Annotated in this window: 19 protein-coding genes; 12 read left to right on the plus strand and 7 right to left on the minus strand. The window is 46.9% G+C overall.

The window, feature by feature from the left end:
- The first annotated feature begins 42 nt into the window (after positions 1 to 42).
- The gene (locus AC51G0_RS05880; RefSeq protein ID WP_496301122.1) at positions 43 to 1272 is read left to right on the plus strand and encodes a CinA family nicotinamide mononucleotide deamidase-related protein; all 1230 of its coding nucleotides are present in this window, start codon (positions 43 to 45) and stop codon (positions 1270 to 1272) included.
- 474 nt (positions 1273 to 1746) lie between these two features.
- A complete protein-coding gene (locus AC51G0_RS05885; protein ID WP_496301123.1) occupies positions 1747 to 3357 on the plus strand; it encodes an EAL domain-containing protein in 1611 nt (536 codons plus the stop codon).
- 2 nt (positions 3358 to 3359) lie between these two features.
- Here AC51G0_RS05885 and AC51G0_RS05890 read toward each other — a convergent pair whose 3' ends face one another.
- The 6 genes from AC51G0_RS05890 to AC51G0_RS05915 form a co-directional block, all read right to left on the minus strand.
- Positions 3360 to 3659, minus strand: coding sequence for a 2Fe-2S iron-sulfur cluster-binding protein (locus AC51G0_RS05890; RefSeq protein ID WP_496301124.1), 300 nt, complete (start codon positions 3657 to 3659; stop codon positions 3360 to 3362).
- The gene (gene nrdB, locus AC51G0_RS05895) at positions 3656 to 4789 is read right to left on the minus strand and encodes a class Ia ribonucleoside-diphosphate reductase subunit beta (protein ID WP_496301878.1); all 1134 of its coding nucleotides are present in this window, start codon (positions 4787 to 4789) and stop codon (positions 3656 to 3658) included. Before nrdB ends, AC51G0_RS05890 begins: the two co-directional genes overlap by 4 nt.
- A gap of 217 nt (positions 4790 to 5006) precedes the next feature.
- A complete protein-coding gene (nrdA, locus tag AC51G0_RS05900; protein WP_496301125.1) occupies positions 5007 to 7274 on the minus strand; it encodes a class 1a ribonucleoside-diphosphate reductase subunit alpha in 2268 nt (755 codons plus the stop codon).
- Positions 7275 to 7660: 386 nt separating this feature from the next.
- Positions 7661 to 8335: an HAD family hydrolase gene (locus tag AC51G0_RS05905; RefSeq protein WP_496301879.1), complete on the minus strand. Its 675-nt coding sequence runs from the start codon at positions 8333 to 8335 to the stop codon at positions 7661 to 7663.
- 191 nt (positions 8336 to 8526) lie between these two features.
- Complete coding sequence (gene ubiG, locus AC51G0_RS05910; protein ID WP_496301126.1) at positions 8527 to 9234, minus strand: bifunctional 2-polyprenyl-6-hydroxyphenol methylase/3-demethylubiquinol 3-O-methyltransferase UbiG; 708 nt, start codon at positions 9232 to 9234, stop codon at positions 8527 to 8529.
- A 225-nt stretch (positions 9235 to 9459) separates the two neighbouring features.
- The gene (locus tag AC51G0_RS05915; protein ID WP_496301127.1) at positions 9460 to 9594 is read right to left on the minus strand and encodes a hypothetical protein; all 135 of its coding nucleotides are present in this window, start codon (positions 9592 to 9594) and stop codon (positions 9460 to 9462) included.
- Between the two features lie 431 nt (positions 9595 to 10025).
- Between AC51G0_RS05915 and gyrA the strand changes: the two genes are divergently transcribed.
- From gyrA to AC51G0_RS05930, 3 genes are all read left to right on the plus strand, one after another.
- Positions 10026 to 12683, plus strand: a complete 2658-nt coding sequence (gene gyrA / locus AC51G0_RS05920) for a DNA topoisomerase (ATP-hydrolyzing) subunit A (protein ID WP_496301128.1) — start codon at positions 10026 to 10028, stop codon at positions 12681 to 12683.
- 264 nt (positions 12684 to 12947) lie between these two features.
- A complete protein-coding gene (serC, locus tag AC51G0_RS05925) occupies positions 12948 to 14030 on the plus strand; it encodes a 3-phosphoserine/phosphohydroxythreonine transaminase (protein WP_496301129.1) in 1083 nt (360 codons plus the stop codon).
- A 255-nt stretch (positions 14031 to 14285) separates the two neighbouring features.
- A complete protein-coding gene (locus tag AC51G0_RS05930; protein WP_496301130.1) occupies positions 14286 to 14969 on the plus strand; it encodes a beta/alpha barrel domain-containing protein in 684 nt (227 codons plus the stop codon).
- A 57-nt stretch (positions 14970 to 15026) separates the two neighbouring features.
- On the opposite strand, the gene AC51G0_RS05935 is transcribed toward AC51G0_RS05930, so the two are convergent.
- Positions 15027 to 15452, minus strand: coding sequence for a nucleotide triphosphate diphosphatase NUDT15 (locus tag AC51G0_RS05935; RefSeq protein ID WP_496301131.1), 426 nt, complete (start codon positions 15450 to 15452; stop codon positions 15027 to 15029).
- Positions 15453 to 15620: 168 nt separating this feature from the next.
- On the opposite strand from AC51G0_RS05935, the gene aroA reads away from it, so the two are divergent.
- From aroA to pyrF, 7 genes are all read left to right on the plus strand, one after another.
- A complete protein-coding gene (gene aroA / locus AC51G0_RS05940; RefSeq protein ID WP_496301132.1) occupies positions 15621 to 16901 on the plus strand; it encodes a 3-phosphoshikimate 1-carboxyvinyltransferase in 1281 nt (426 codons plus the stop codon).
- A gap of 260 nt (positions 16902 to 17161) precedes the next feature.
- Entirely contained in the window at positions 17162 to 17845 is a 684-nt protein-coding gene (gene cmk, locus AC51G0_RS05945; RefSeq protein ID WP_496301133.1) for a (d)CMP kinase, read from the plus strand.
- Between the two features lie 99 nt (positions 17846 to 17944).
- Positions 17945 to 19615: a 30S ribosomal protein S1 gene (gene rpsA, locus AC51G0_RS05950; RefSeq protein WP_496301134.1), complete on the plus strand. Its 1671-nt coding sequence runs from the start codon at positions 17945 to 17947 to the stop codon at positions 19613 to 19615.
- A gap of 84 nt (positions 19616 to 19699) precedes the next feature.
- Positions 19700 to 19990: an integration host factor subunit beta gene (gene ihfB / locus AC51G0_RS05955; RefSeq protein WP_047875172.1), complete on the plus strand. Its 291-nt coding sequence runs from the start codon at positions 19700 to 19702 to the stop codon at positions 19988 to 19990.
- Between the two features lie 130 nt (positions 19991 to 20120).
- Positions 20121 to 20405, plus strand: a complete 285-nt coding sequence (locus AC51G0_RS05960) for a LapA family protein (protein ID WP_496301135.1) — start codon at positions 20121 to 20123, stop codon at positions 20403 to 20405.
- A 6-nt stretch (positions 20406 to 20411) separates the two neighbouring features.
- On the plus strand, positions 20412 to 21581 hold the full coding sequence (lapB, locus tag AC51G0_RS05965; protein WP_496301136.1) for a lipopolysaccharide assembly protein LapB: 1170 nt from the start codon (positions 20412 to 20414) through the stop codon (positions 21579 to 21581).
- Positions 21582 to 21837: 256 nt separating this feature from the next.
- Complete coding sequence (pyrF, locus tag AC51G0_RS05970; protein ID WP_496301137.1) at positions 21838 to 22533, plus strand: orotidine-5'-phosphate decarboxylase; 696 nt, start codon at positions 21838 to 21840, stop codon at positions 22531 to 22533.
- The last annotated feature ends 50 nt before the right edge of the window (positions 22534 to 22583 follow it).

Below are 22583 nucleotides of genomic sequence, written 5' to 3' on the forward strand. Positions count from 1 at the left end.
GGTGTATAGACGTAAATTCTAATAATAAGGAAGAGGGAAAGCATGTTGCGAGTCGCAATGATCAGTACCGGGGAAGAAGTGTTGCATGGAGATATCGTGGATTCCAATGCAGCATGGTTGTCACGCCTTTTTTTTCAACATGGTTTTCCTTTGACACGCAGAACAACGGTTGGCGATAAACTGGAAGACCTGGCTGCGGAAATTGAACATTGCAGCCTGACGGCAGATATCGTCGTTGTGAATGGGGGACTAGGCCCAACAACGGATGATTTAACCGCCCAAGCCGCGGCGATTGCTGCCGACTCGGGACTAGAGCAGTCGGATTATTGGGTACAGCAAATGCAGGCTAAGTATCAGGTGCTTGGGCGTGAGATGCCAAAGACCAACTTAAAGCAGGCCATGTTACCGGAAGGCGCAGAATTGCTAGAAAATCCAATTGGCACCGCTTGTGGTTTTGCTATGAAGCTAAACCGGGCATGGCTCTACTTTACTCCGGGAGTGCCGAGTGAGTTCAAAAAAATGGCAGAGGAAGAAATTCTACCTCGCTTAAAGTCAAAGTTTGAGGACACCCCTGCACTTGACTGCCACCGCTTTTATACGTTTGGCCTGTCGGAATCCGGGATCGGCCAAACATTGGCGTCGGTGGAGTTACCTGACGGCTACGAAGTTGGCTACCGTTCTTCTCTGCCGTTTATTGAAATCAAGTTATTTACCCCGCGAAATGATGGGCAGGCAGTATCACTGCAGCAGCAGATGATTGATCTACTGGGTGATAATGTAGTTAGTGTTGGCCAAGATCTCGTCGAGCATATTGGTGAGCGGTTGGTTGCGGCTGATCAGCGTTTAACCGTCGTTGAACAGTTTACCGGTGGCTGGCTGACAAATTGGCTGCAGGATAGTCCGGATAGCCGTAGTGTCTTGCTGCAGGGTTGGACACTACCATCACAGGCTGAATCTGCTTCCAATTGCCAGGATTGCTTGGCGGATGTTGTGGCGATGGCATCGAAGGCAAGTGAGAAGACCGGCTCTCAGCTGGTACTGGCATCAGGTGTATATTCTGATGATGGAGTTATTGTTGCCTTGACAGCACCTGAGGGGGGGTGGGCACAACTCGTCTCGGCCAAACGTAAGTATAATCACCACGCTTATCGTAATGTGATTGCAACTGTCATGTTGGATATGCTTAGGAGGTATCTCAATGGCAAGCCAGTTATTGGCCAGTATGAATCATTGATATGTAAGCAGGATGTTTTTCTGCCTGTACCTAATTAGTACCTAATACCACTGTTTGTTGAACAGATATTTTGTTGAGGCTGCTATTTGGCAGCCTTTTGCATAACAATATTGATTAGTTAGTTAATGACAGAGTTAGTCAGTTATCCCGAAGTATTCCCCATACTCGGGTGATCTCAAGGCGCTGAAATGCGTGCTTTGAGGTTACTTGGGTATATACCTTGTAAGCCTTCCTCAAAAATGCATTTTAATTAAAAAAGTACGAATATTTCGTGTCACAAAAGTCGGTGTTAAGTTGTTGCTGAGTTTATCAATTTTTGTGAATAGGTTCTTGCTCTGAGAAGCTTGTCGCAATATGGCTAGTGTTAATTTTAACTGCTCTTTGTATTTATTGTTTTAATATGTAATAACATCATTCATGTCTTGAAAGTTAGACATTTTTTCTATGATCCTATCACCGAAGAGTAGAAGGAATTAGCTGAATGCTGAGTGATAATGAACAAACGATATAGCATGACATCTGATCAAGAAGGTTTTGGATTACCTCCTCGTGCAAACCGATCTTTATTTCGGGGTGTGGCAGTAATCTATTTATTAACTTTTTTAGCCAGCTTGCCATTTTATTATTGGAAACTTCAGGCCGACCTTTCTCTATTGGGCGAGGAGGCATTGTTACGTATTGATAGTTTCGTTGAGCAAACGGCAAAGAGCCTCGAGCCACTGGTTGCTGAAAGGATGTATTGTAGACGTGCTGATGTTGATGTATTGCGAAAAACGGTTTTCTTATCTTATCGAGTAAAAGAGATAGGTTTAATCAATCCAGACAATATTGTCTATTGCACCAGTAACCATGGTCAGACCTTGATACCGCTCTATGCCAGCACGGTAACACGTTGGGCCAGCTCTCCAGATCGCCGAACAGTCGCTTTGATGCGGGCGAAAATAGGGAAAACAAACTCTTTCTTTGTGTATGTTCGTGGAAATAATGGAATGGGGGCCAATGCACTCATTCCGCCGGATGTCCTTAATGAGCTAGTCGGTAAGGGGATCCCGTACCCTGATCTGCCTTTTGTTGTCAAAGTAGCCGATAAGCCGTTTGCCAGTATCCTCAATGCATCCGTTGATGCCGATGCGAAAAGCCAGGTAGATACGCTAAGCTTTGCTTCCGAGAAAAACCCGATAGAACTTCAGTTTCGAGTGACTCAGCGATTTAAACTCAACTATATGATTGAGCAATATTGGATTTCACTGTTGCTAGGCAGTTTATTTAGCTTGATCTATGCCTATATCAGCCATCGACGAGTGCTACGTCAGTCTCTGCCTGCAACCTTCGAATGGGCCTTAAAAAACCGTGAGTTAGAAGTCTATTATCAGCCGATTATGGATACCAGCCTGGGAGGGCCGCTTGGCTTCGAATTGTTGCTGCGCTGGCACCACCCGGTGCACGGAATGATTTCTCCGCTGATTTTTATCCCCCTTGCCGAGCAGTTGGGAAAAATATCTACGTTGACTGACTTTGTCCTTGATAGTGCAATCGACTTTATCCAAGCTAATCAAGTTTATATGCAGTCACGCTATCTTGCTGTGAATATTAGTCGGCACTCGTTGTTGGACGAGCAGTTTGCCGATCGTATTTGTCAGCGGTGTGGTGACGATATCATGCTAACAAAACACCTGCTGCTGGAGGTGACAGAGGAGCTGGCGTTTTCAGAGCAGGAAATGACAACAGTGATTGCTCAGCTGAACAAGCTCCAGGCGTGTGGTTTTCGTATTGCTGTGGATGATTTTGGTACTGGGTATTCAGGCCTGGATCTGATCCGCCGTTTTCCTTTTGATGTGGTTAAAATCGATAAAGTCTTTATTAAGGGGCTGTCGGAAGAAGGAGCTGCGATCCCTTTGCTTGATTCCATGATAGGGCTTGCTCGCCGTCTTGATATGACCATTATCGCCGAAGGGGTAGAAACTGCCCAGCAAGCTGGCAGCCTGCTTAAGCGAGGGGTTAATTATCACCAGGGTTTTTATTACGCAAAGCCGATGCCGCAACCAACTCTGATGGCGTGGTTGGGTAGGCCGAAGCAATGTGAGCAGAGCAAAGAAAGTAAGGAAATCGACCTGGTGTCTTAAGATCAGCGATTAACGATTGTTTTGTTTGTTTGCGGGGCTTGCGCTAGTCGATAATCAAATTCGACATCGACATTAGTCTTGGGAATAGAGCAGCAGGCCAGCACTTCGTTAGGGGCAACAAAAGCCATTGTATCACCGTGATCGACGGCACCGGCTTTCAATTTGCAGCGGCACGCGCCACACATACCACTGCGGCATTGAAACTCCGGCTGTAGCCCTGCTTTTTCGAGCTGAACCAGTAACGGTTCACGGCGATTGCCGTGGACCGTTTGGCCATTAACCTTGATGGTTAATTGACTCATAGCTCGAAGTCACCCAGATCGTCGGCACTAACGTCGTTGTCAATTTGGCCAACAAGGTAAGAGCTGATCTCTGCTTCCTGCGGGGCAACCTGTACGTTATCCGAAGACAACCACGAGTTAATCCATGGGATTGGATTCTGGGTCGCGCCAGGGTAGGCATGCTCGAGGCCAACGGCCTTCATACGCAGGTTGGTGATATATTCAACATACTGACACAGGATGTCTTTGTTAAGGCCGATCATCGAGCCATCTTTGAACAGGTATTCGGCCCACTCTTTCTCCTGCTCAGCGGCATCTTTAAAGATGTCGAAGCACTGCTGCTCGCACTCTTTGGCAATTTCAGCCATTTCCGGATCGTCCTGGCCGGTACGTAGCAGGTTCAGAATATGCTGGGTACCCGTTAGGTGCAGGGCTTCATCACGGGCAATAAGCTTGATGATCTTAGCGTTGCCTTCCATCAACTCTCGCTCGGCAAACGCAAAAGAACAGGCAAAGCTGACATAGAAGCGGATCGCTTCTAGTGCGTTCACTGACATCATGCACAGATACAGTTTCTTTTTGATCTCGCGAAGATTAACTGTAACCGTTTCACCATTGATGGTGTGAGTGCCTTCACCTAGGCGGTGGTAATCGTTAGTGGCTGCAATCAGAACGTCATAGTATTTTGAAATATCGCCCGCACGCTTGATGATGTGCTCGTTATCAACGATGTCGTCAAAAACAATGGCTGGATCGGCCACGATGTTACGGATGATATGAGTATAAGAGCGCGAATGGATCGTTTCAGAGAAAGACCAGGTTTCAATCCAGGTTTCTAGCTCTGGGATCGAAACGATTGGCAATAGCGCGACATTCGGGCTGCGGCCCTGAATAGAATCCAGTAGCGTTTGGTATTTCAGGTTACTGATGAAAATGTGTCTTTCGTGATCTGGCAGATTGTTGTAATCAATGCGATCACCTGAGACGTCCACTTCTTCCGGACGCCAGAAAAAAGAAAGCTGTTTTTCGATCAGCTTCTCAAAAATTTCAAATTTCTGTTGGTCATAACGAGCAACATTGACAGGTTGGCCAAAGAACATCGGTTCTTTTAGCTGATCGTTATTGGTTTGACAAAAAGTGCTATACGCCATCATATCCTCAACATCAAAGGGGAGCCGAAGCTCCCATTTAATCAGGGCCTGTTTACCTTTCATCGCCTCAGCCCTTTGGGTAGAGGCTAAAAAAGCTTCACTCTGCGTTAGTCAGAACTTACTTAGCTGACTAAACTTCGTTCTTCTTGCCTTGCCTGAAGACTTTTTTAGTCTCTACAGGTGTGGCGCTGAATGGTAAACAGGCCCTTGTATTTAGTTAAATCTTGCAGCTAGTGCAGTCGTCTGCGCCTACATCACCCTGGCTATCAGCCGCGCCGTCGCGGGTGTTGTGGTAGTACAAAGTTTTCACGCCAAGTTTATACGCTGTTAGCAGGTCTTTTAGCAAGAGCTTCATCGGTACTTTCCCGTTTGGCTGAATGCTTGGGTCGTAGTTGGTATTGGCTGAAATTGCCTGGTCGATGAACTTCTGCATAATACCGACCAGCTGCAGGTAGCCGTCATTGCTGCCAATGTTCCAAAGCAGCTCATAGTTATCTTTGTACTTGCTGTACTCTGGCACAACCTGCTTCAAGATACCGTCTTTCGATGCTTTTACAGAGACAAAGCCTCGTGGTGGCTCAATTCCGTTGGTAGCATTTGAGATCTGTGATGAGGTCTCAGATGGCATCAGTGCCGACAGGGTTGAGTTACGCAGACCATGGGTCTTGATCTCTTCGCGAAGGGTTTCCCAGTCGTAATGCAGATCTGCGCTGCAAACCTTGTCAATATCTTTTTTATAGGTATCGATAGGCAGAATGCCTTGGGCGTAAGTTGTCTCGTTAAATGACGGACACGCGCCTTGCTCTTTTGCCAGCCCGACAGAGGCTTTCAGTAGGTAGTACTGCATCGCTTCAAACGCCTGGTGAGTCAGGTTGTTTGCACTGCCGTCAGAGTAGCGCACACCGTGCTTCGCCAGGTAATAAGCAAAGTTGATCACACCAACACCCAGTGTACGGCGGTTCATGGTTGAACGACGTGCAGCAGGAAGCGGGTAGTCTTGGTAATCAAGCAGGGCATCCAGGGCGCGAACAGTCAGTTCAGCCAGCTCTTCCAGATCATCGAGTGATTCGATAGCACCCAAGTTGAACGCAGACAGAGTACACAGCGCGATCTCACCATTTTCGTCTTCGACGTTATTCAGTGGCTTGGTTGGCAAGGCAATCTCAAGGCACAGGTTAGACTGGCGAATAGGTGCAACAGCCGGGTCAAATGGGCTGTGGGTATTGCAGTGGTCAACGTTCTGAATGTAGATGCGACCTGTTGATGCACGCTCTTGCATTAGCAGTGAGAACAGCTCGATGGCCTTGATGGTTTTGCGTTTGATGCTTTCATCCTGCTCGTATTTCACGTACAAGCGTTCAAACTCGTCCTGGTCGGCGAAGAAAGCATCGTACAGACCTGGTACGTCTGATGGCGAGAACAGGCTAATGTTTTCACCCTTGATCAGACGAGTGTACATAAGCTTGTTGATTTGCACGCCGTAGTCCATATGGCGGACACGGTTTTCTTCAACACCACGGTTATTCTTCAGTACCAGCAGTGATTCAACTTCACCGTGCCAGATCGGGTAGAAAAGGGTTGCAGCCCCGCCTCGTACACCCCCTTGAGAACAGCATTTAACTGCGGTCTGGAAGTATTTGTAGAACGGGATACAGCCAGTGTGAAATGCTTCACCACCGCGGATTTCTGAGCCTAGGGCACGGATACGGCCAGCATTGATGCCGATACCGGCACGCTGAGAAACATAACGAACAATAGAGCTTGCCGTGGCGTTGATAGAATCAAGGCTGTCATCGCATTCAATCAGTACGCAAGAGCTGAACTGGCGCGTAGGGGTACGAACACCAGACATAATCGGTGTTGGCAGTGAGATCTTGAATGTTGAAACCGCATCATAGAAACGCTTGATATAGCCAAGACGTGTTTCTTTCGGGTATTTACCGAACAGGCATGCTGCGATCATTATGTACAGGAACTGGGCACTTTCAAAAATTTCGCCGGATACACGGTTCTGAACGAGATATTTGCCTTCAAGCTGCTTAACGGCAGCATATGAGAAGTTCATGTCACGCCAATGGTCAATGTAGCTGTCCATCAGTTCAAATTCTTCTTGGCTATAATCTTCGAGCAAATGATTGTCGTACTTACCTTTTTTGACAAGGTTCGTCACATGGTCAAAAAGTGTTGGTGGCTCGAATTGGCCGTACGCTTTCTTGCGTAGGTGGAAAATAGCCAGACGTGCAGCAAGGTATTGGTAGTCTGGTGTTTCTTCTGAAATCAGGTCAGCTGCTGCCTTGATGATGGTTTCGTGGATATCTTCAGTCTTGATACCTTCGTAAAACTGAATGTGGGATTTTAGCTCGACTTGGGATACCGAGACATTCTCCAAGCCTTCAGCGGCCCATGTGATCACTCGGTGGATTTTATCCAAATCGATACTTTCTTTGCGTCCATCACGCTTGGTAACAGTTAGCTGTTGATTCATTTTTGGTCTTTTTCCCAGTATTTCTTGAATAACAGTGTTTTTTGCAACTTTAACAACAAGGGCAGCAAAGATTGTGATCTTTGTTCATGTCTTATTGTAGACCAAAAAACACTATATATTGGGGTGTTGAGCTTATGGGGTTACAAGATAGTGACGAAGAGGCACTATTGCAAGGTGGTAATTTTTAACCGCCTGTGGATAACATGGGGATTTATAAAAAAAAGTTAGCATCCACTAACCGATTTAGGCAGATGCGCCAATATAATAGAAAAAATCAAATAAAATCCACAGCCAAATTTACAGCAGTAAAAAAATTTTTCCCTTGATTTTTACCGATTTTCGCTTACCTAAAGAAGCGGTGAACTCATTGATTAAGAAATGACTTATTAGGACATGTTTTGCTGTTCCAGCATGTCTATTAATGCTTCTGGAGTGGGTAAAATGCCTTTTGCTTGCCAGGAGCTGGGAGTGTGCTCTGTGCCGATATAACCCCAGCCCGCAACATAGCCATGCATACTGGCTGCGTTGGCTGCAATCATATCCTTTTCGATATCACCAATATAGGCGCATGCGGTATGCGAGACCCCAAGTAGCTCACTGGCGTGAAGTAAAGGCTCTGGATGGGGCTTGGCGAGTGCCAGGGTATCACCGCAGACAATGACCTGTGCTCGCAACAGTTCGGGGAAAAAAGGTAATAGCAGCTCGGTAAGAAAGCCGGGTTTGTTGGTCATGATCCCCCACGGAATTTGTTGACCTTCCAGGTAAGCGAGCAGCTTGTTGATCCCGCGATAGATGGATGTACCTTCACAGATGTTTTGCTGGTAATAGCCAAGGAACTCCCGCCTTAGCTGCTGGGCGTCAAGATGAGAAGGAATAATGCCAAAACCAGCACGGAGCAGCCCTTTTGCGCCATAACTGGTATTTGCCTTAATCTGTTCGTCCGTTAGCGGACCGTGGTGATGATCGGCCAGAACTTTATTGGCCGCATCGGCCATGTCAGGTGCGGTATCGAGCAAGGTGCCGTCGAGATCAAACAGTACGGCTCTGATAGGCGAACTTATCATTACTATATCCTTATAATAAATATGGTTTATCGTATCTTATCTTTCGATTAAGTGTGGCTGGATGGGTGAAAGTTGTGAGCCACTTTCATTATTGTAGTTACTGATTACGGCGGGAAGCGGGAAGTAAGGTGTATTGGCCGTGAGCCAATGGGAAGCGGGCACCGGACAGGTGCCCATAGTCATGCTGATTATGGCTTAACGGTATGAACGATGTAGTTAACGTCTACATTATTTCCAAGCCAATAGTGGTCGGTAAGCGGGTTATAGTGCAAGCCTGTTATATGGCGATCCTGCAATGGGGTCGGGTCGATCATTGCCATTAGCTCCGACGGGCGGATAAATTTATTGTGATCATGGGTACCTTTTGGCACAAGCTTTAGCAGTTGCTCTGCACCGACAATCGCAAACATATAGGACTTAATATTGCGGTTCAGCGTCGAGAAAAAGACATGGCCACCAGGTTTAACCATTTTTGCACATGACGCAATCACGGATGCAGGATCCGGCACATGTTCCAGCATTTCCATACAGGTGACAACATCATAAGTCTCGGAGAACATTTCAGCATGTTCTTCTGCGGTACGCTGGACATATTCCAGTTTGGTGCCTGTTTCCAGAGCATGCAGACGGGCAACTGTCAGAGGCTCCTTGCCCATATCAAGTCCTGTGACTTCCGCACCTTCTATCGCCATGCTTTCGGCCAGAATGCCACCGCCACAACCAACATCGAGCACTTTCTTGCCAAACAGACCACCGGCATGATCAATTACATAATTCAGGCGTAACGGGTTGATTTGATGAAGAGGCTTGAATTCCCCTTCCAGATCCCACCAACGAGAGGCCATTTCTTCAAATTTACTGATTTCTGCCGGATCGACATTCAACTGCTTGGTCATTCTTATCGCCATTTTCCGTAATTGGTTGGCGCTATTATAACGGAATAGAGCGAGTGGAAATAATAGTTTCTGCCTTGTTAGCAGACGAATAGTGGACATTACTCCAGGAGAGAAACCCGTATCGGCACGTACTTGAAGCAGTAGGGAAGTTGCTACTGTCCCAGAACTGTTCCAGAGCGGTCTCAGAACTGCTTCAAGAATGAAGTTCAATAGACATTGTCATTGTTAACCATTGTTCAATGCCAGTAATTCAGGGTTGATTGAACCTGAAAATACCGTCATTGCAGCGAGAATTAACATTAAGATGTATTTGCCGCCAATGATGCAGAGTCCGATAGTATTGATTGCTTTGCCTAACATAATGACCTCACTTATTTTCAATTGAAAAAAATAGTTGTGCAGGTCCGTTTCAAACAGCTAAACGGTTGGGTGCAAAGGCAATTCTACGCCTCACTTTCATGAATAAAGTGACTTTGATCAGAGAACTATTCAGCTCTCAGTCAGGCTTTGCGTTAAGTTGCATAAAAAGCGACCAGGTCAGGTTTTTACAATTAGTAGCACTTTTTTTATTTGAGAAAAAATAGGGATTAGCCGTATTGAGTGAAAAATAACCGTTTGGGCCTGTTTAATGCCACAAAGGCGTCAAGGTAGTATCTGATTTTTGGTAAATCCGCTAAATTACTCACAACATAAGTAGTGAAAGGTGTGCCTATCTAGGCTGGTTTATGCTATATTCTCGCACCTTGCACGTATAAAAATACGACAGAAATTACCTGAGGGATATTGGCTCCATGAGCGATCTTGCAAAAGAGATCACGCCCGTAAATATTGAAGAGGAGCTGAAAGGCTCGTACCTCGACTATGCGATGTCAGTAATCGTAGGTCGTGCTCTTCCTGATGTGCGTGATGGCCTAAAGCCAGTGCACCGTCGCGTATTGTTCGCGATGAATGTGCTAGGCAATGACTGGAATAAAGCTTACAAAAAATCTGCCCGTGTGGTCGGTGACGTAATCGGTAAATATCACCCACATGGTGATAGCGCGGTGTACGACACGATTGTACGTATGGCGCAACCATTCTCGCTTCGTTATATGCTTGTTGACGGCCAAGGTAACTTTGGTTCCGTTGATGGTGACTCGGCGGCGGCAATGCGTTATACCGAAATTCGTATGGCAAAAATTGCCCACGAATTGTTGGCTGATCTTGATAAAGAAACAGTCGACTATGTACCTAACTATGATGGTACTGAGAAGATCCCTGCGGTTATGCCAACTAGAATTCCTAACCTTCTAGTTAACGGTTCTTCTGGTATCGCGGTTGGTATGGCGACTAACATCCCACCTCATAACTTGGGTGAAGTCATCAACGGTTGTCTGGCATATATCGATAATGAAGAAATCACTATCGATCAGCTGATGGATTATATTCCAGGCCCAGACTTCCCAACAGCTGCATTGATCAATGGCCGTAAAGGTATCATTGATGCTTATCAAACTGGCCGCGGTAAAGTTTACATGCGTGCCAAAGCTGATATCGAAGCTGATAAGAATGGTAAAGAAACCATTATTGTCACCGAGATTCCATATCAGGTAAACAAAGCACGTTTGATTGAAAAGATCGCCGAGCTAGTAAAAGATAAGAAAGTTGAAGGGATCAGTGGACTGCGCGACGAATCTGATAAAGATGGTATGCGTATTGTTATCGAATGTAAGCGTGACGCTGTTGGTGAAGTTATTCTAAATAACCTTTACTCGCAAACTCAGCTACAAACTACGTTCGGTATCAACATGGTGGCACTAGACCATGGCCAGCCTAAACTATTCAACCTGAAAGAAATGTTGAAATGCTTCGTGAATCACCGCCGTGAAGTGGTGACGCGTCGTACTATCTTCGAATTGCGTAAAGCGCGCGAACGTGCTCACATTCTCGAAGGTCTAGCGATTGCATTGGTTAATATCGATGAAATCATCGAATTAATTAAAAATGCACCAACACCGCAGGTTGCACGTGAAGGGCTACTTGCTCGTCCGTGGCAATTAGGTGATGTGGCTGCAATGTTAGAGCGCGCTGGTGTTGACGCTGCGCGTCCAGATTGGCTGGCACCAGAGTACGGCATTCATGGTGGTCAGTACTTCCTGACAGAACAGCAAGCACAAGCTATTCTGGAGCTACGCCTACACCGTCTAACCGGTCTAGAGCACGAGAAGATCCTTGATGAATACAAAGGTCTTCTTGATATCATCGAAGAACTACTACTTATCCTCGGTAGCCCAGAGCGCCTGATGGAAGTCATTCGCGATGAGCTATACGCAGTGAAAGAGCAGTTCAACGACGAACGTCGTACTGAGATCACTGCAGCAAGCCACGATATCGATCTTGAGGATCTTATTACTCAGGAAGATGTTGTAGTAACGCTTTCTCACGAAGGTTACGTGAAGTACCAAATCCTGAGCGACTATGAAGCTCAGCGCCGTGGTGGTAAAGGTAAAGCAGCGACACGAATGAAGGAAGAAGACTTCATTGAACGTCTGCTGGTTGCCAATACTCACGATACTATCTTGTGCTTCTCTAGCCGTGGCCGTATGTACTGGCTGAAAGTGTACCAGCTACCATTAGCGAGCCGTACTGCACGTGGTAAGCCAATCGTCAATATTCTTCCGCTAGAAGAAGGTGAGCGTATTACTGCGATCCTGCCAGTGAAAGAGTATGAAGAAGATAAGTTCGTCTTCATGGCAACCGCAGACGGTACCGTGAAGAAGACACCGCTGACTGACTTCAGCCGTCCTCGTAGCGCTGGTATCATTGCGGTGAACCTACGTGAAGGTGATTCACTGATTGGTGTTGATGTGACTAACAGCACAGACCAAATCATGCTGTTCTCTGAAGCGGGTAAAGTGGTTCGCTTCTCTGAAGAGCAGGTACGTGGTATGGGCCGAACTGCTGCGGGTGTCCGTGGTATGAAGCTGGCTGAAGGTGACAAAGTAGTATCACTGATTGTTCCACACAACGAAGGTGATGTACTAACAGTAACTGAAAACGGTTACGGTAAGCGTACATCACTTGAAGAATACCCAGCGAAGAGCCGTGCGACACAAGGTGTTGTATCTATCAAGGTCTCTGATCGTAACGGTAAAGTTGTTGGTGCAATTCAGGCCGAAGACGGCGATGAGTTTATGATGATCACCAACGGCGGTACGCTAGTTCGTACTCGCGTTGCTGAAGTGAGCCGTGTGGGTCGTAACACGCAAGGTGTTACATTGATCCGCACTGCTGATGAAGAACTCGTTGTTGGCCTTCAGCGCATCGATGAGCCGGAAGAAGTCGAACTGGATGAAGATGCTATCGTAGATGGTGAAATCGCAGTCGACGGTGAGCAGGCAACTGATGCTGAATCGACACAACAACCAGATGCTGATTCAGAGCAAGGCGAATCAACTGACGAAGAGTAATATCGTTAGTTAGATATGCTAATAAAAGCGCAGCCTACGGGCTGCGTTTTTTTATATATAAAAAAACAGAATATGTGGATGATCTGTTTGAATACTATCGAACCGTCTTTTTTTCTATAAATAGTTACCTCCAGGTCTTTTCAGAACTGACATAAAGGTGTAAAAACAAAAGTAGTTGATCTTGGTCACAGTAAGCTTTCGGGCAATAAGTCGTGACAAATAGATATATTTTCCCCTATGCAGAGCAGGAGCGAGTCTTACATCATGGAAAAGGTTTACAATTTTTGTGCAGGTCCAGCAATGATCCCAGCAGATGTCTTAAATAAAGCACAGCAAGAACTGGTTAACTGGAGCGGTCTGGGCACCTCTGTGATGGAAATCAGTCACCGTAGCAAAGAGTTTATTGCTGTGGCTGAACAGTCTGAAAACGATCTGCGAGAGTTATTATCCATTCCTGATAACTACCATGTGTTGTTTTGCCATGGCGGTGCACGTGGTCAGTTTGCTGCGGTACCGATGAACCTGTTGGGTGAGGCAGAAACAGCCGATTACATGGACGGCGGATACTGGGCCCACAGCGCGGTTGAAGAAGCGAAAAAGTATTGTCAGCCAAATGTGGCCGATATTACTTGTGAGCGTGAAGGCAAAAAGGCGATTTTACCGGCTTCTGAATGGCCGCTGTCCGATGAGGCTGCATTTGTTCATTTCTGTCCGAATGAAACGATTGATGGTATCGAAATCCGCGATCTTCCTGTTACTGACAAGCCAATTGTTGCTGATATGTCTTCTACCATCTTGTCGCGTAAGATCGACGTGTCGAAATATGGTGTGATCTACGCCGGAGCGCAAAAGAATATCGGCCCGGCAGGCCTGACTATTGTTATTGTTCGTGATGACTTGCTCGGTAAGGCCAAGCAGGTTCTGCCGAGCATTCTTGATTACACGGTATCGGTTGATAAGGAATCGATGTTTAATACCCCGCCAACATTTGCCTGGTATCTTGCCGGTGAGGTGTTCAAGTGGCTAAAAGGGATCGGTGGTGTCGAAGAGATGCAAAAGCGTAATGAAGCCAAGGCGAAAGTGCTGTATGACTTCATCGACCAATCTGATTTCTACCGTAATGAAGTGCATGCTGATAACCGTTCCCTGATGAATGTACCTTTCCAGCTTAAGAACCCTGAACTGGACAAGTTGTTTCTAGAACAGGCAGAGGCTGCGGGCTTGAAGGCGCTTCAAGGCCACCGTGTGGTGGGGGGTATGCGAGCTTCAATTTACAATGCAATGCCGCTAGAGGGCGTACAAGCGCTGGTGGACTTTATGCAGCGCTTCGAGCAAGAAAATGGTTAATAGCTCCTTTTAGTCATGAATAGAAAAGTCGCCCGCTGGCGGCTTTTTTATTACGGGTCTGATCACTACCAAATTGGTGAGTCACTAGGGCTGCCACAGTGTAGCTGGTTTTTATGCACTTAATGGCTGATAAAAGTCACACTTTTTGTACAAAATTCAACCGTTCATATAAACACAGTTTCCCCCAGCAGAAACAGTCTCGACGCAATTTTCTAGTATCATGTAACAAATTATTGCGAGGGATTAGCTAGAACGATGATGAACTCAAACGCATATCAAAAGAAACCATCAGATTTTCAGTTACTGAGTTTGCAAGGTCATGACAAGGAGTGCTTGGTATCTCTATTTAGTGAGCACAAAGCAAGTCAACCACAACAGGGGACTATCTGTTATCTGGTATTTAAGCAACAGACGCCATACTTCTACTCACTCAATAAACACCGAATTGATGCCAGCCACTTTTCCGGAGCCGAAGCGGGTGACGAAAGCCGCTTTCCGCTAAAAGCGGCTATTAACGACAGTGCCATTGCTGAGGTGGAAGTCGACTTTCCGTTAGCTTTGTATCGCTCTGCACTACGTCACGATATCTTTAACCTGTTGCTGTCACTCAAGGAGCAGTGTGGTCATTACACACTTAACCTTCGTTTGCCGTTGAACGAGATCACGTCAGAGTACGAAATCAATGACATTGCCAAGCTCTGTATCGTGGCTGGCGCAGATAACCTTACCATAGTGCTCGATGGCACCCCCGACGAGCAACAAGAAACCTATATCACTTTGCTAGCCAACCTTTTGAAGCGTTTCTTTATTGCCGACAGCTGCGATCTTATTGTTGCAGGTTTGACAACCCTGTCAGCGATGGAACGTGTTTCCGCGCTGTCTAAAGCTGTGCTGGGTGAAAGTTGGGTGGATAATGCATCGCTTAAGTTTGAATGCTAGTTCAGTACCCAGTGTAGATAACGGTGTCACTGACACCGTTATTTTAGCCGTGGGGGCTTATTCAAGGCTGAAGCGGTTTTCCAGATAGCAGCGAATGGATTGTTCGCTGGCATCAAAATGTGGCATGGGGAGGTGCTCAGGATCTACCCACTGCCAGCCTTCACACTTGTCTGGTTCGCGTAACTCTGGCTGGCCACTGAACTGGGTAACCAGTAATGCGACGCTAATATAGTGTTTCCCTGATTCATGGTAGGTTTGCAGGTTGTTGGTCACGGCAATGACTTTCGGATCTATAATGATCAGGCCGGTCTCTTCTTCTATCTCACGAGCGGCACATTGGGTGAATGTCTCACCAATTTCCATGTGGCCTCCAGGTATCGAGTAGTAGGGGGCATGGCTGTTTTGCCGCTTGCCTATGAGTACCTCGCCCTTATGGTTCACGATGATCACCCCAATCCCTACTTTAGGTGTTTCAGATGCCACAATTTGCTCCTTATCTTGAACTGAGCCTATCCGGTTGCCGACGAGTTGCCGACCGACTCATCTTACCATTTTCTGTGATATCGATTGGGTTGAATCAGTACTAGCGAACTGAGGCATTATTCGCTAATCTGCTGGAACGCCCAAAAAACAGGATTGAATAGATAACAGATGGAAAGTTTAACGTTACAGCCGATAAATCAGATCAATGGCGAAGTGAATCTACCGGGTTCGAAGAGTGTTTCTAACCGCGCCCTACTATTGGCAGCGTTAGCACAAGGTACGACACGTCTTACTAACCTGCTGGACAGCGATGACATCCGTCACATGCTAGCTGCGCTAAAACAGCTGGGTGTGAGCTATCAGCTATCTGAAGATAAAACCGTTTGCGAAGTGGAAGGGTTGGGGCGTGCTTTCAAACCTGAGCAGGCGCTTGAGCTATTTTTGGGCAATGCCGGGACGGCAATGCGCCCGTTAGCCGCTGCCCTGTGTCTAGGCGATGGGGAATTTGTTCTCACGGGCGAGCCTCGGATGAAAGAGCGTCCGATTGGCCACCTGGTTGAAGCACTTCGTACTGCCGGAGCCGATATTACTTATCTGGAAAATGATAATTATCCGCCGCTGAAGATCAAGGGCACGGGGCTGCAAGGCGGTGAAGTGGAAATTGATGGCTCGATTTCCAGCCAGTTTTTGACTGCTTTTTTGATGTCCGCACCAATGGCCAAAGCCGATACGGTCATTCGTATCAAAGGTGATTTGGTATCTAAGCCTTATATTGATATCACCCTGCACATTATGGCCCAGTTTGGTGTGGCGGTTGAGAATCGCGACTACCAAGAGTTTGTCGTACCAGCAGGCCAAACCTACCAGGCACCGGGTGAGTTCCTGGTTGAAGGCGATGCATCATCGGCTTCATATTTCTTGGCGGCGGCTGCGATTAAAGGCGGCGAAGTCAAAGTGACGGGGATTGGCAAGAAGAGTATCCAGGGCGATGTTCAGTTTGCAGATGCGCTAGCTGCCATGGGAGCTGAAATCGAGTGGGGTGATGATTATGTGATTGCCCGCCGCGGCGAGCTCAAAGCCGTCGATATGGATTTCAACCATATTCCCGATGCGGCAATGACTATTGCAACAGCGGCATTGTTTGCTGATGGCGTTACCTCAATTCGCAATGTATATAACTGGCGGGTTAAAGAAACCGATCGCCTGGCTGCAATGGCTACCGAGCTGCGCAAGGTGGGTGCCGAGGTGGAGGAAGGTCATGATTACATCACCATTACCCCGCCAGCGCAGCTTAAGCATGCGGCAATCGATACCTATGATGATCACCGGATGGCAATGTGCTTCTCGCTGGTGGCACTGAGCGATACACCGGTCACCATCAATGATCCGAAGTGCACCTCAAAAACCTTTCCGGATTATTTTGACAAGCTGGCCCAGCTGAGTCGCTAAATAACCAAGTAGCTAAGTGCTAAGTCTTTCTACTTACAGAGAAACCCGCCTGCTGGCGGGTTTTTGTTTATTGGTAACCCGCTGTTCTGCCTGATTGGTAGATTCATAGCCATCAGCAATGTGATTTGATAGTACTCCTGTTTTTTTTCCCGTATAATACGCCCCCGCTTAAGAGCTGTAATACCAAACCTATTGGCCAATGCTATTGGCTAAATGTTTGGTATTAAAGCTCGATATTTGAACAAATTCGGAGAAAACCTATGTCTACTCATGCTCCAGTGATCACTGTTGATGGGCCAAGCGGCGCCGGCAAAGGCACGCTGTGTATGCTATTGGCAGAAAAGCTGGGCTGGAAGCTGCTTGATTCGGGTGCGATTTACCGCGTGTTGGCACTGGCAGCGATTCACCATGGTGTTGATCTTGAATCTGAAGAAGCGCTGGTCCCGCTGGCGGCACACCTTGATGTCCAGTTCAAAGCTGAAGGTGAGTTGGTTAAGGTTATTTTAGAAGGCGAAGACGTGTCCGGTGAGCTTCGTAAAGAAGAAACAGGTATGGTTGCTTCAAAAGTGGCAGCCCTGCCACGTGTACGTGAGGCGCTATTGCGTCGTCAACGTGCCTTTAGCGAGGCACCTGGTCTGGTGGCTGACGGCCGCGACATGGGTACCGTGGTATTCCCAGGTGCGGAAGTGAAAATTTTCCTCGATGCCAGTGCACAAGAGCGTGCAAATCGCCGCATGAATCAGTTGCAACAGAAAGGCTTAGATGTTAACTTTGACAGCCTTTTAAGCGAAATTCAGGAGCGCGACGATCGCGACCGCAACCGTGCGGTGGCTCCGTTGCGTCCCGCAGCTGATGCTTTGGTGCTAGACTCTACTGAGATGTCAATAGAGCAAGTTACTGCCCAGGCATTGGATTATATTGAAAAGAAATTATCGGCTGAGTGATCAGCACGATGGCGTCGGTATCACGGATGAATACTGACATTACTACCAACCCCATGCGGTAGGATACCCATGGTTGTTAATCAAATTGAAGATTAAATAATGACTGAATCTTTTGCTTTACTCTTTGAAGAGTCTCTAAACGAAATCGAAACTCGCCCAGGTGCGATCGTTAAAGGTACTGTAGTTGCTATCGAGAACGGTTACGTTCTTGTTGACGCTGGCCTTAAGTCTGAGTCTTCTATCCCTGCTGACGAATTCAAAAACGCTGCTGGCGAAATTGAAATCGAAATCGGTGCAGAAGTAGACGTAGCACTTGACGCAATCGAAGACGGTTTCGGTGAGACTAAACTTTCTCGTGAAAAAGCTAAGCGTCATGAAGCTTGGATCCAGCTTGAAAAAGCTTACGAAGAAGCTGAAACAGTTGTTGGTATCATCAACGGTAAAGTTAAGGGTGGCTTCACAGTTGAACTTAACGGCATCCGTGCGTTCCTTCCTGGTTCACTAGTTGACGTACGTCCAGTTCGTGACACAGCTCACCTAGAAAACAAAGAGCTAGAGTTCAAAGTAATCAAGCTTGACCAGAAGCGCAACAACGTTGTTGTTTCTCGCCGCGCAGTTATCGAATCTGAAAACAGCGTTGAGCGTGACGAGCTACTTGCTTCTCTACAAGAAGGCATGGAAGTTAAAGGTATCGTTAAGAACCTTACTGACTACGGTGCATTCGTTGATCTTGGCGGTGTTGACGGTCTTCTACACATCACTGATATGGCTTGGAAACGCGTTAAGCACCCAAGCGAAATCGTTAATGTTGGCGACGAAATCAACGTTAAAGTTCTTAAGTTCGACCGTGAGCGTACTCGCGTATCACTAGGCCTTAAGCAGCTAGGCGAAGATCCATGGGTAGCAATCGCTAAGCGTTACCCAGAAAGCACTAAGCTTTCTGGCCGCGTAACTAACCTAACTGACTACGGCTGCTTCGTTGAAATCGAAGAAGGCGTTGAAGGTCTTGTACACGTTTCTGAGATGGATTGGACTAACAAGAACATCCACCCATCTAAAGTTGTTAACGTGGGCGACGAAGTTGAAGTTATGGTTCTTGATATCGACGAAGAACGTCGTCGTATCAGCCTAGGTCTTAAGCAGTGTAAAGCTAACCCATGGCAGTCATTTGCAGAAATGCAAGCTAAGGGCGATCGTGTAACTGGTAAGATCAAGTCTATCACTGACTTCGGTATCTTCATCGGTCTTGAAGGCGGCATCGACGGTCTAGTTCACCTATCTGACATTTCTTGGAATGTTTCTGGTGAAGACGCAGTTCGCGACTTCAAGAAAGGCGACGAAATCTCTGCAGTAGTTCTAGCAGTAGACGCAGAGCGTGAGCGTATCTCTCTAGGCGTTAAGCAGATCGAAGAAGACCCATTCAACGGCTACGTTGCAGTTAACAAGAAAGGTGCTCTAGTTACTGGTACTGTTACTGCAGTTGACGCGAAAGGCGCAACAGTTGAGCTAATCGAAGGTGTTGAAGGTTACCTACGTGCTTCTGAAGCATCAGTTGACCGTGTTGAAGACGCAACTCTAGTTCTTTCTGTTGGCGATTCTGTTGAAGCTAAATTCACAGGCGTTGACCGTAAGAACCGCGTAATCAACCTATCTGTTCGTGCTAAAGACGTTGCTGAAGAGCAAGAAGCTATGGCTAACCTGAACAAGCAAGAAGATGCTTCTTTCGGTAGCGCAATGGCTGACGCTTTCAAAGCGGCTAAAGGCGAGTAATTGAGCTTAGGGAGAAAAAGCGTTTTAGCATTTTCTCCCTAAACGGTTATACTATTGAGAAACATACTAAAAACCGGAGTGTTTATGACAAAGTCTGAATTAATTGAAAGACTGTGTAGTCAACAAACACATCTTTCTGCCAAACAGGTAGAAGATGCAATCAAGGAAATCCTTGAGCACATGGCGACCACTCTTGCTGAGGGTGATCGTATTGAGATCCGTGGCTTTGGTAGCTTCTCATTGCATTACCGTGCTCCCCGCGTAGGCCGTAACCCGAAAACTGGCGATAAAGTTGAGCTGGATGGCAAGTACGTTCCTCACTTTAAACCGGGCAAGGAATTACGTGACCGAGTTAACTCAGCGGTTGCTGGTTAATCGCGATTAGAACAAAAAAACGGCATACTGTAAGTATGCCGTTTTTTTATGTCTATTGATCATGGTCTGATGTGTCAAAATCTTGCATAATCAACCCATCAAATATTTGATCAAGTGAGAAGGATTTACGATGAAAATAATTAGCTTTCTTGTTTTAGTTGTCTGCTTTTTGGCCACGCTGGCGCTTGGTGCGCAAAACCAACAGCTGGTTAACTTCGATTTTCTTGTAGCTCAGGGTGAGTTTCAGTTATCTACTTTGCTTGGTATCGCATTCGGTTCAGGTTTTGCGATCGGCTGGCTGATCTGTGGCATGCTGTATCTTAAAACGCGTTTTTCTAAAAACCGCCTAAGCAAAAAAGTAGCAAAGCAGCAACAAGAGCTAAACCAGCTACGTGCTGAGCCTGTTAAGGAATAATCATTAATGCTAGAGCTGTTGTTCCTGTTACTTCCGATTGCCGCCGCCTACGGCTGGTACATGGGTAACAGGAGCGCTAGTAATAAACAACAAGAGCAGTCTCATCACATGTCGCGCCAGTATGTGACTGGCTTAAACCTGCTGTTATCTGATCAGTCAGATAAAGCGGTTGATGTGTTTATTGAGCTGCTCCAGGTTGATAGCGAAACCATTGATACCCACCTAGCTTTGGGAAACCTTTTCCGAAGCCGAGGTGAAGTTGATCGTGCGATTCGTATTCACCAAAACCTGATTGCCCGTCCCAACCTTACTATTGACCAGCGTAACTTGGCACTACAGCAGCTGGCAAAAGATTATATGGCCGCTGGTTTCTTTGATCGGGCCGAAAAAATATTTGAACAGCTACTGGATGAACCTGATCACCGAAAAGGAGCGCTGCAGCAGCTACTGACGATCTATCAGCAGACTCGCGAGTGGGAGAAAGCCATCGAGATGGCCTCTCAGCTGGTCAAAATGGGCAAGTCAAAGCTAAAGCATGATATCGCACACTACTGGTGTGAAATGGCGATGCTCGAAATGAGCGCTCTGAATTCTGATAAGGCCAAGCAATTTTTGAAGAAAGCCCTGTCAGCGGATAAAAGCTGTGTCCGTGCATCAATGATGATGGCAAAAATTCTGATCAGTGCCGAAGATTATAAATCCGCCGCAAAGCAGCTAGAGCGTGTTGCAGATCAAGATATAGACTACGTCAGCGAGACGTTGCCTATGTTGTTACAATGCTATGAAGCAACCAACAACGAAACAGGCTGGCTGAAGTACCTGCGCCAGTGTGTCGAGCAAAAAGCCGGTGCTACTGCTGAGTTGATGCTGGCTGATGAGATTTCCAAGCATGAAGGCTCTGTAACGGCTCAGACATTCATGACCCGTCAGCTTACCAAAAACCCGACCATGAAAGGCTTCTATCAATTGATGGACTACCATCTTGACGAGGCGGAAGAGGGCAGGGCGAAAGAGAGTTTAAGCACCCTGCGTTCCCTTGTTGGGGAGCAGTTGAAAATCAAACCGCACTTCCGCTGCCGTAAGTGTGGTTTTGCCACGCATTCTTTATACTGGCAGTGTCCGTCATGTAAAGGATGGGGGGCCGTTAAGCCTATCCGTGGCCTAGATGGCGAATGAGTCTTTATTGATAACCAGCCCGTTCTTTTAGAATGGGCTTTTTATTGCCTGGTATTAGATAAGAGTAGAGGGAAGCGAGAGTTCTATTTTCACTTAGTGCGAGTCGACAAACGATTGGCATGTTGAGAAAAGTGCTACTTTTGTTAGGTACGAACATAAATTTAATTATTTCTCGAAAAATAACAAATTTACTGTACAATCCTGACCGCGCTCAGGAAGCTGGGCTAGATTGAACAATAACTAAGCAGGAGATGCCATGTTAGACCCAAAAGTGATTGTCGCTCTCGATTACCCTAGTCAAGACGAGGCTCTGGCCTTTGTTGACCGCATTGAACCGGGAAGTTGCCGCCTTAAAGTCGGTAAAGAGATGTTTACTTATTTTGGCCCTGACTTTGTGCGTAAACTGCATGATCGGGGCCATTCTGTATTTCTTGACCTTAAATTTCACGATATCCCCAATACTTGCTCGCGTGCAGTTGCTGCGGCGGCGGATTTAGGTGTATGGATGGTGAATGTGCATGCCAGCGGTGGCGAGCGCATGATGGTGGCATCGCGTGAGATCTTGGAACCATTTGGTAAAGATCGCCCACTGCTAATTGCGGTGACTGTACTAACTAGCATGGAAGCCGCTGATTTGCGTGGCATAGGTATCCAGTGCGAGCCGCAAGAACATGTCCTGAATCTTTCACGCCTCACCAAGAATAGTGGCCTAGACGGGGTTGTTTGCTCTGCGCAGGAAGCTAGCGTGCTTAAAGCTGATTTAGGCAAAGAATTCAAACTGGTCACCCCAGGCATTCGCCCCGCTGGTAGTGCTGCAGGCGATCAGCGCCGTGTAATGACCCCGGTCGAAGCGGTTCAGGCTGGTTCGGATTACCTGGTTATAGGTCGTCCTATCACCCAGGCTGCCGATCCTGCAGCAGTATTGGCAGAGATCAACAAATCGCTGGCTTAAGCATTTGCCGATAATAGCAAACGATAAAATAGCGCCCGGCTTCTGCCGGG

It is taken from the genome of Photobacterium sp. HL06, assembly GCF_059552575.1.

Bases quoted from the DNA above. Each gene is read 5' to 3' on its own strand.
- serC (WP_496301129.1), top strand. From the start codon at position 12,948: ATGGAAAAGGTTTACAATTTTTGTGCAGGTCCAGCAATGATCCCAGCA.
- pyrF (WP_496301137.1), top strand. From the start codon at position 21,838: ATGTTAGACCCAAAAGTGATTGTCGCTCTCGATTACCCTAGTCAAGAC.
- AC51G0_RS05930 (WP_496301130.1), top strand. From the start codon at position 14,286: ATGATGAACTCAAACGCATATCAAAAGAAACCATCAGATTTTCAGTTA.
- cmk (WP_496301133.1), top strand. From the start codon at position 17,162: ATGTCTACTCATGCTCCAGTGATCACTGTTGATGGGCCAAGCGGCGCC.
- nrdA (WP_496301125.1), bottom strand. From the start codon at position 7,274: ATGAATCAACAGCTAACTGTTACCAAGCGTGATGGACGCAAAGAAAGT.
- AC51G0_RS05960 (WP_496301135.1), top strand. From the start codon at position 20,121: ATGAAAATAATTAGCTTTCTTGTTTTAGTTGTCTGCTTTTTGGCCACG.
- ubiG (WP_496301126.1), bottom strand. From the start codon at position 9,234: ATGACCAAGCAGTTGAATGTCGATCCGGCAGAAATCAGTAAATTTGAA.
- AC51G0_RS05915 (WP_496301127.1), bottom strand. From the start codon at position 9,594: ATGTTAGGCAAAGCAATCAATACTATCGGACTCTGCATCATTGGCGGC.
- nrdB (WP_496301878.1), bottom strand. From the start codon at position 4,789: ATGGCGTATAGCACTTTTTGTCAAACCAATAACGATCAGCTAAAAGAA.
- AC51G0_RS05885 (WP_496301123.1), top strand. From the start codon at position 1,747: ATGACATCTGATCAAGAAGGTTTTGGATTACCTCCTCGTGCAAACCGA.
- gyrA (WP_496301128.1), top strand. From the start codon at position 10,026: ATGAGCGATCTTGCAAAAGAGATCACGCCCGTAAATATTGAAGAGGAG.
- AC51G0_RS05890 (WP_496301124.1), bottom strand. From the start codon at position 3,659: ATGAGTCAATTAACCATCAAGGTTAATGGCCAAACGGTCCACGGCAAT.
- lapB (WP_496301136.1), top strand. From the start codon at position 20,412: ATGCTAGAGCTGTTGTTCCTGTTACTTCCGATTGCCGCCGCCTACGGC.
- ihfB (WP_047875172.1), top strand. From the start codon at position 19,700: ATGACAAAGTCTGAATTAATTGAAAGACTGTGTAGTCAACAAACACAT.
- aroA (WP_496301132.1), top strand. From the start codon at position 15,621: ATGGAAAGTTTAACGTTACAGCCGATAAATCAGATCAATGGCGAAGTG.
- rpsA (WP_496301134.1), top strand. From the start codon at position 17,945: ATGACTGAATCTTTTGCTTTACTCTTTGAAGAGTCTCTAAACGAAATC.
- AC51G0_RS05880 (WP_496301122.1), top strand. From the start codon at position 43: ATGTTGCGAGTCGCAATGATCAGTACCGGGGAAGAAGTGTTGCATGGA.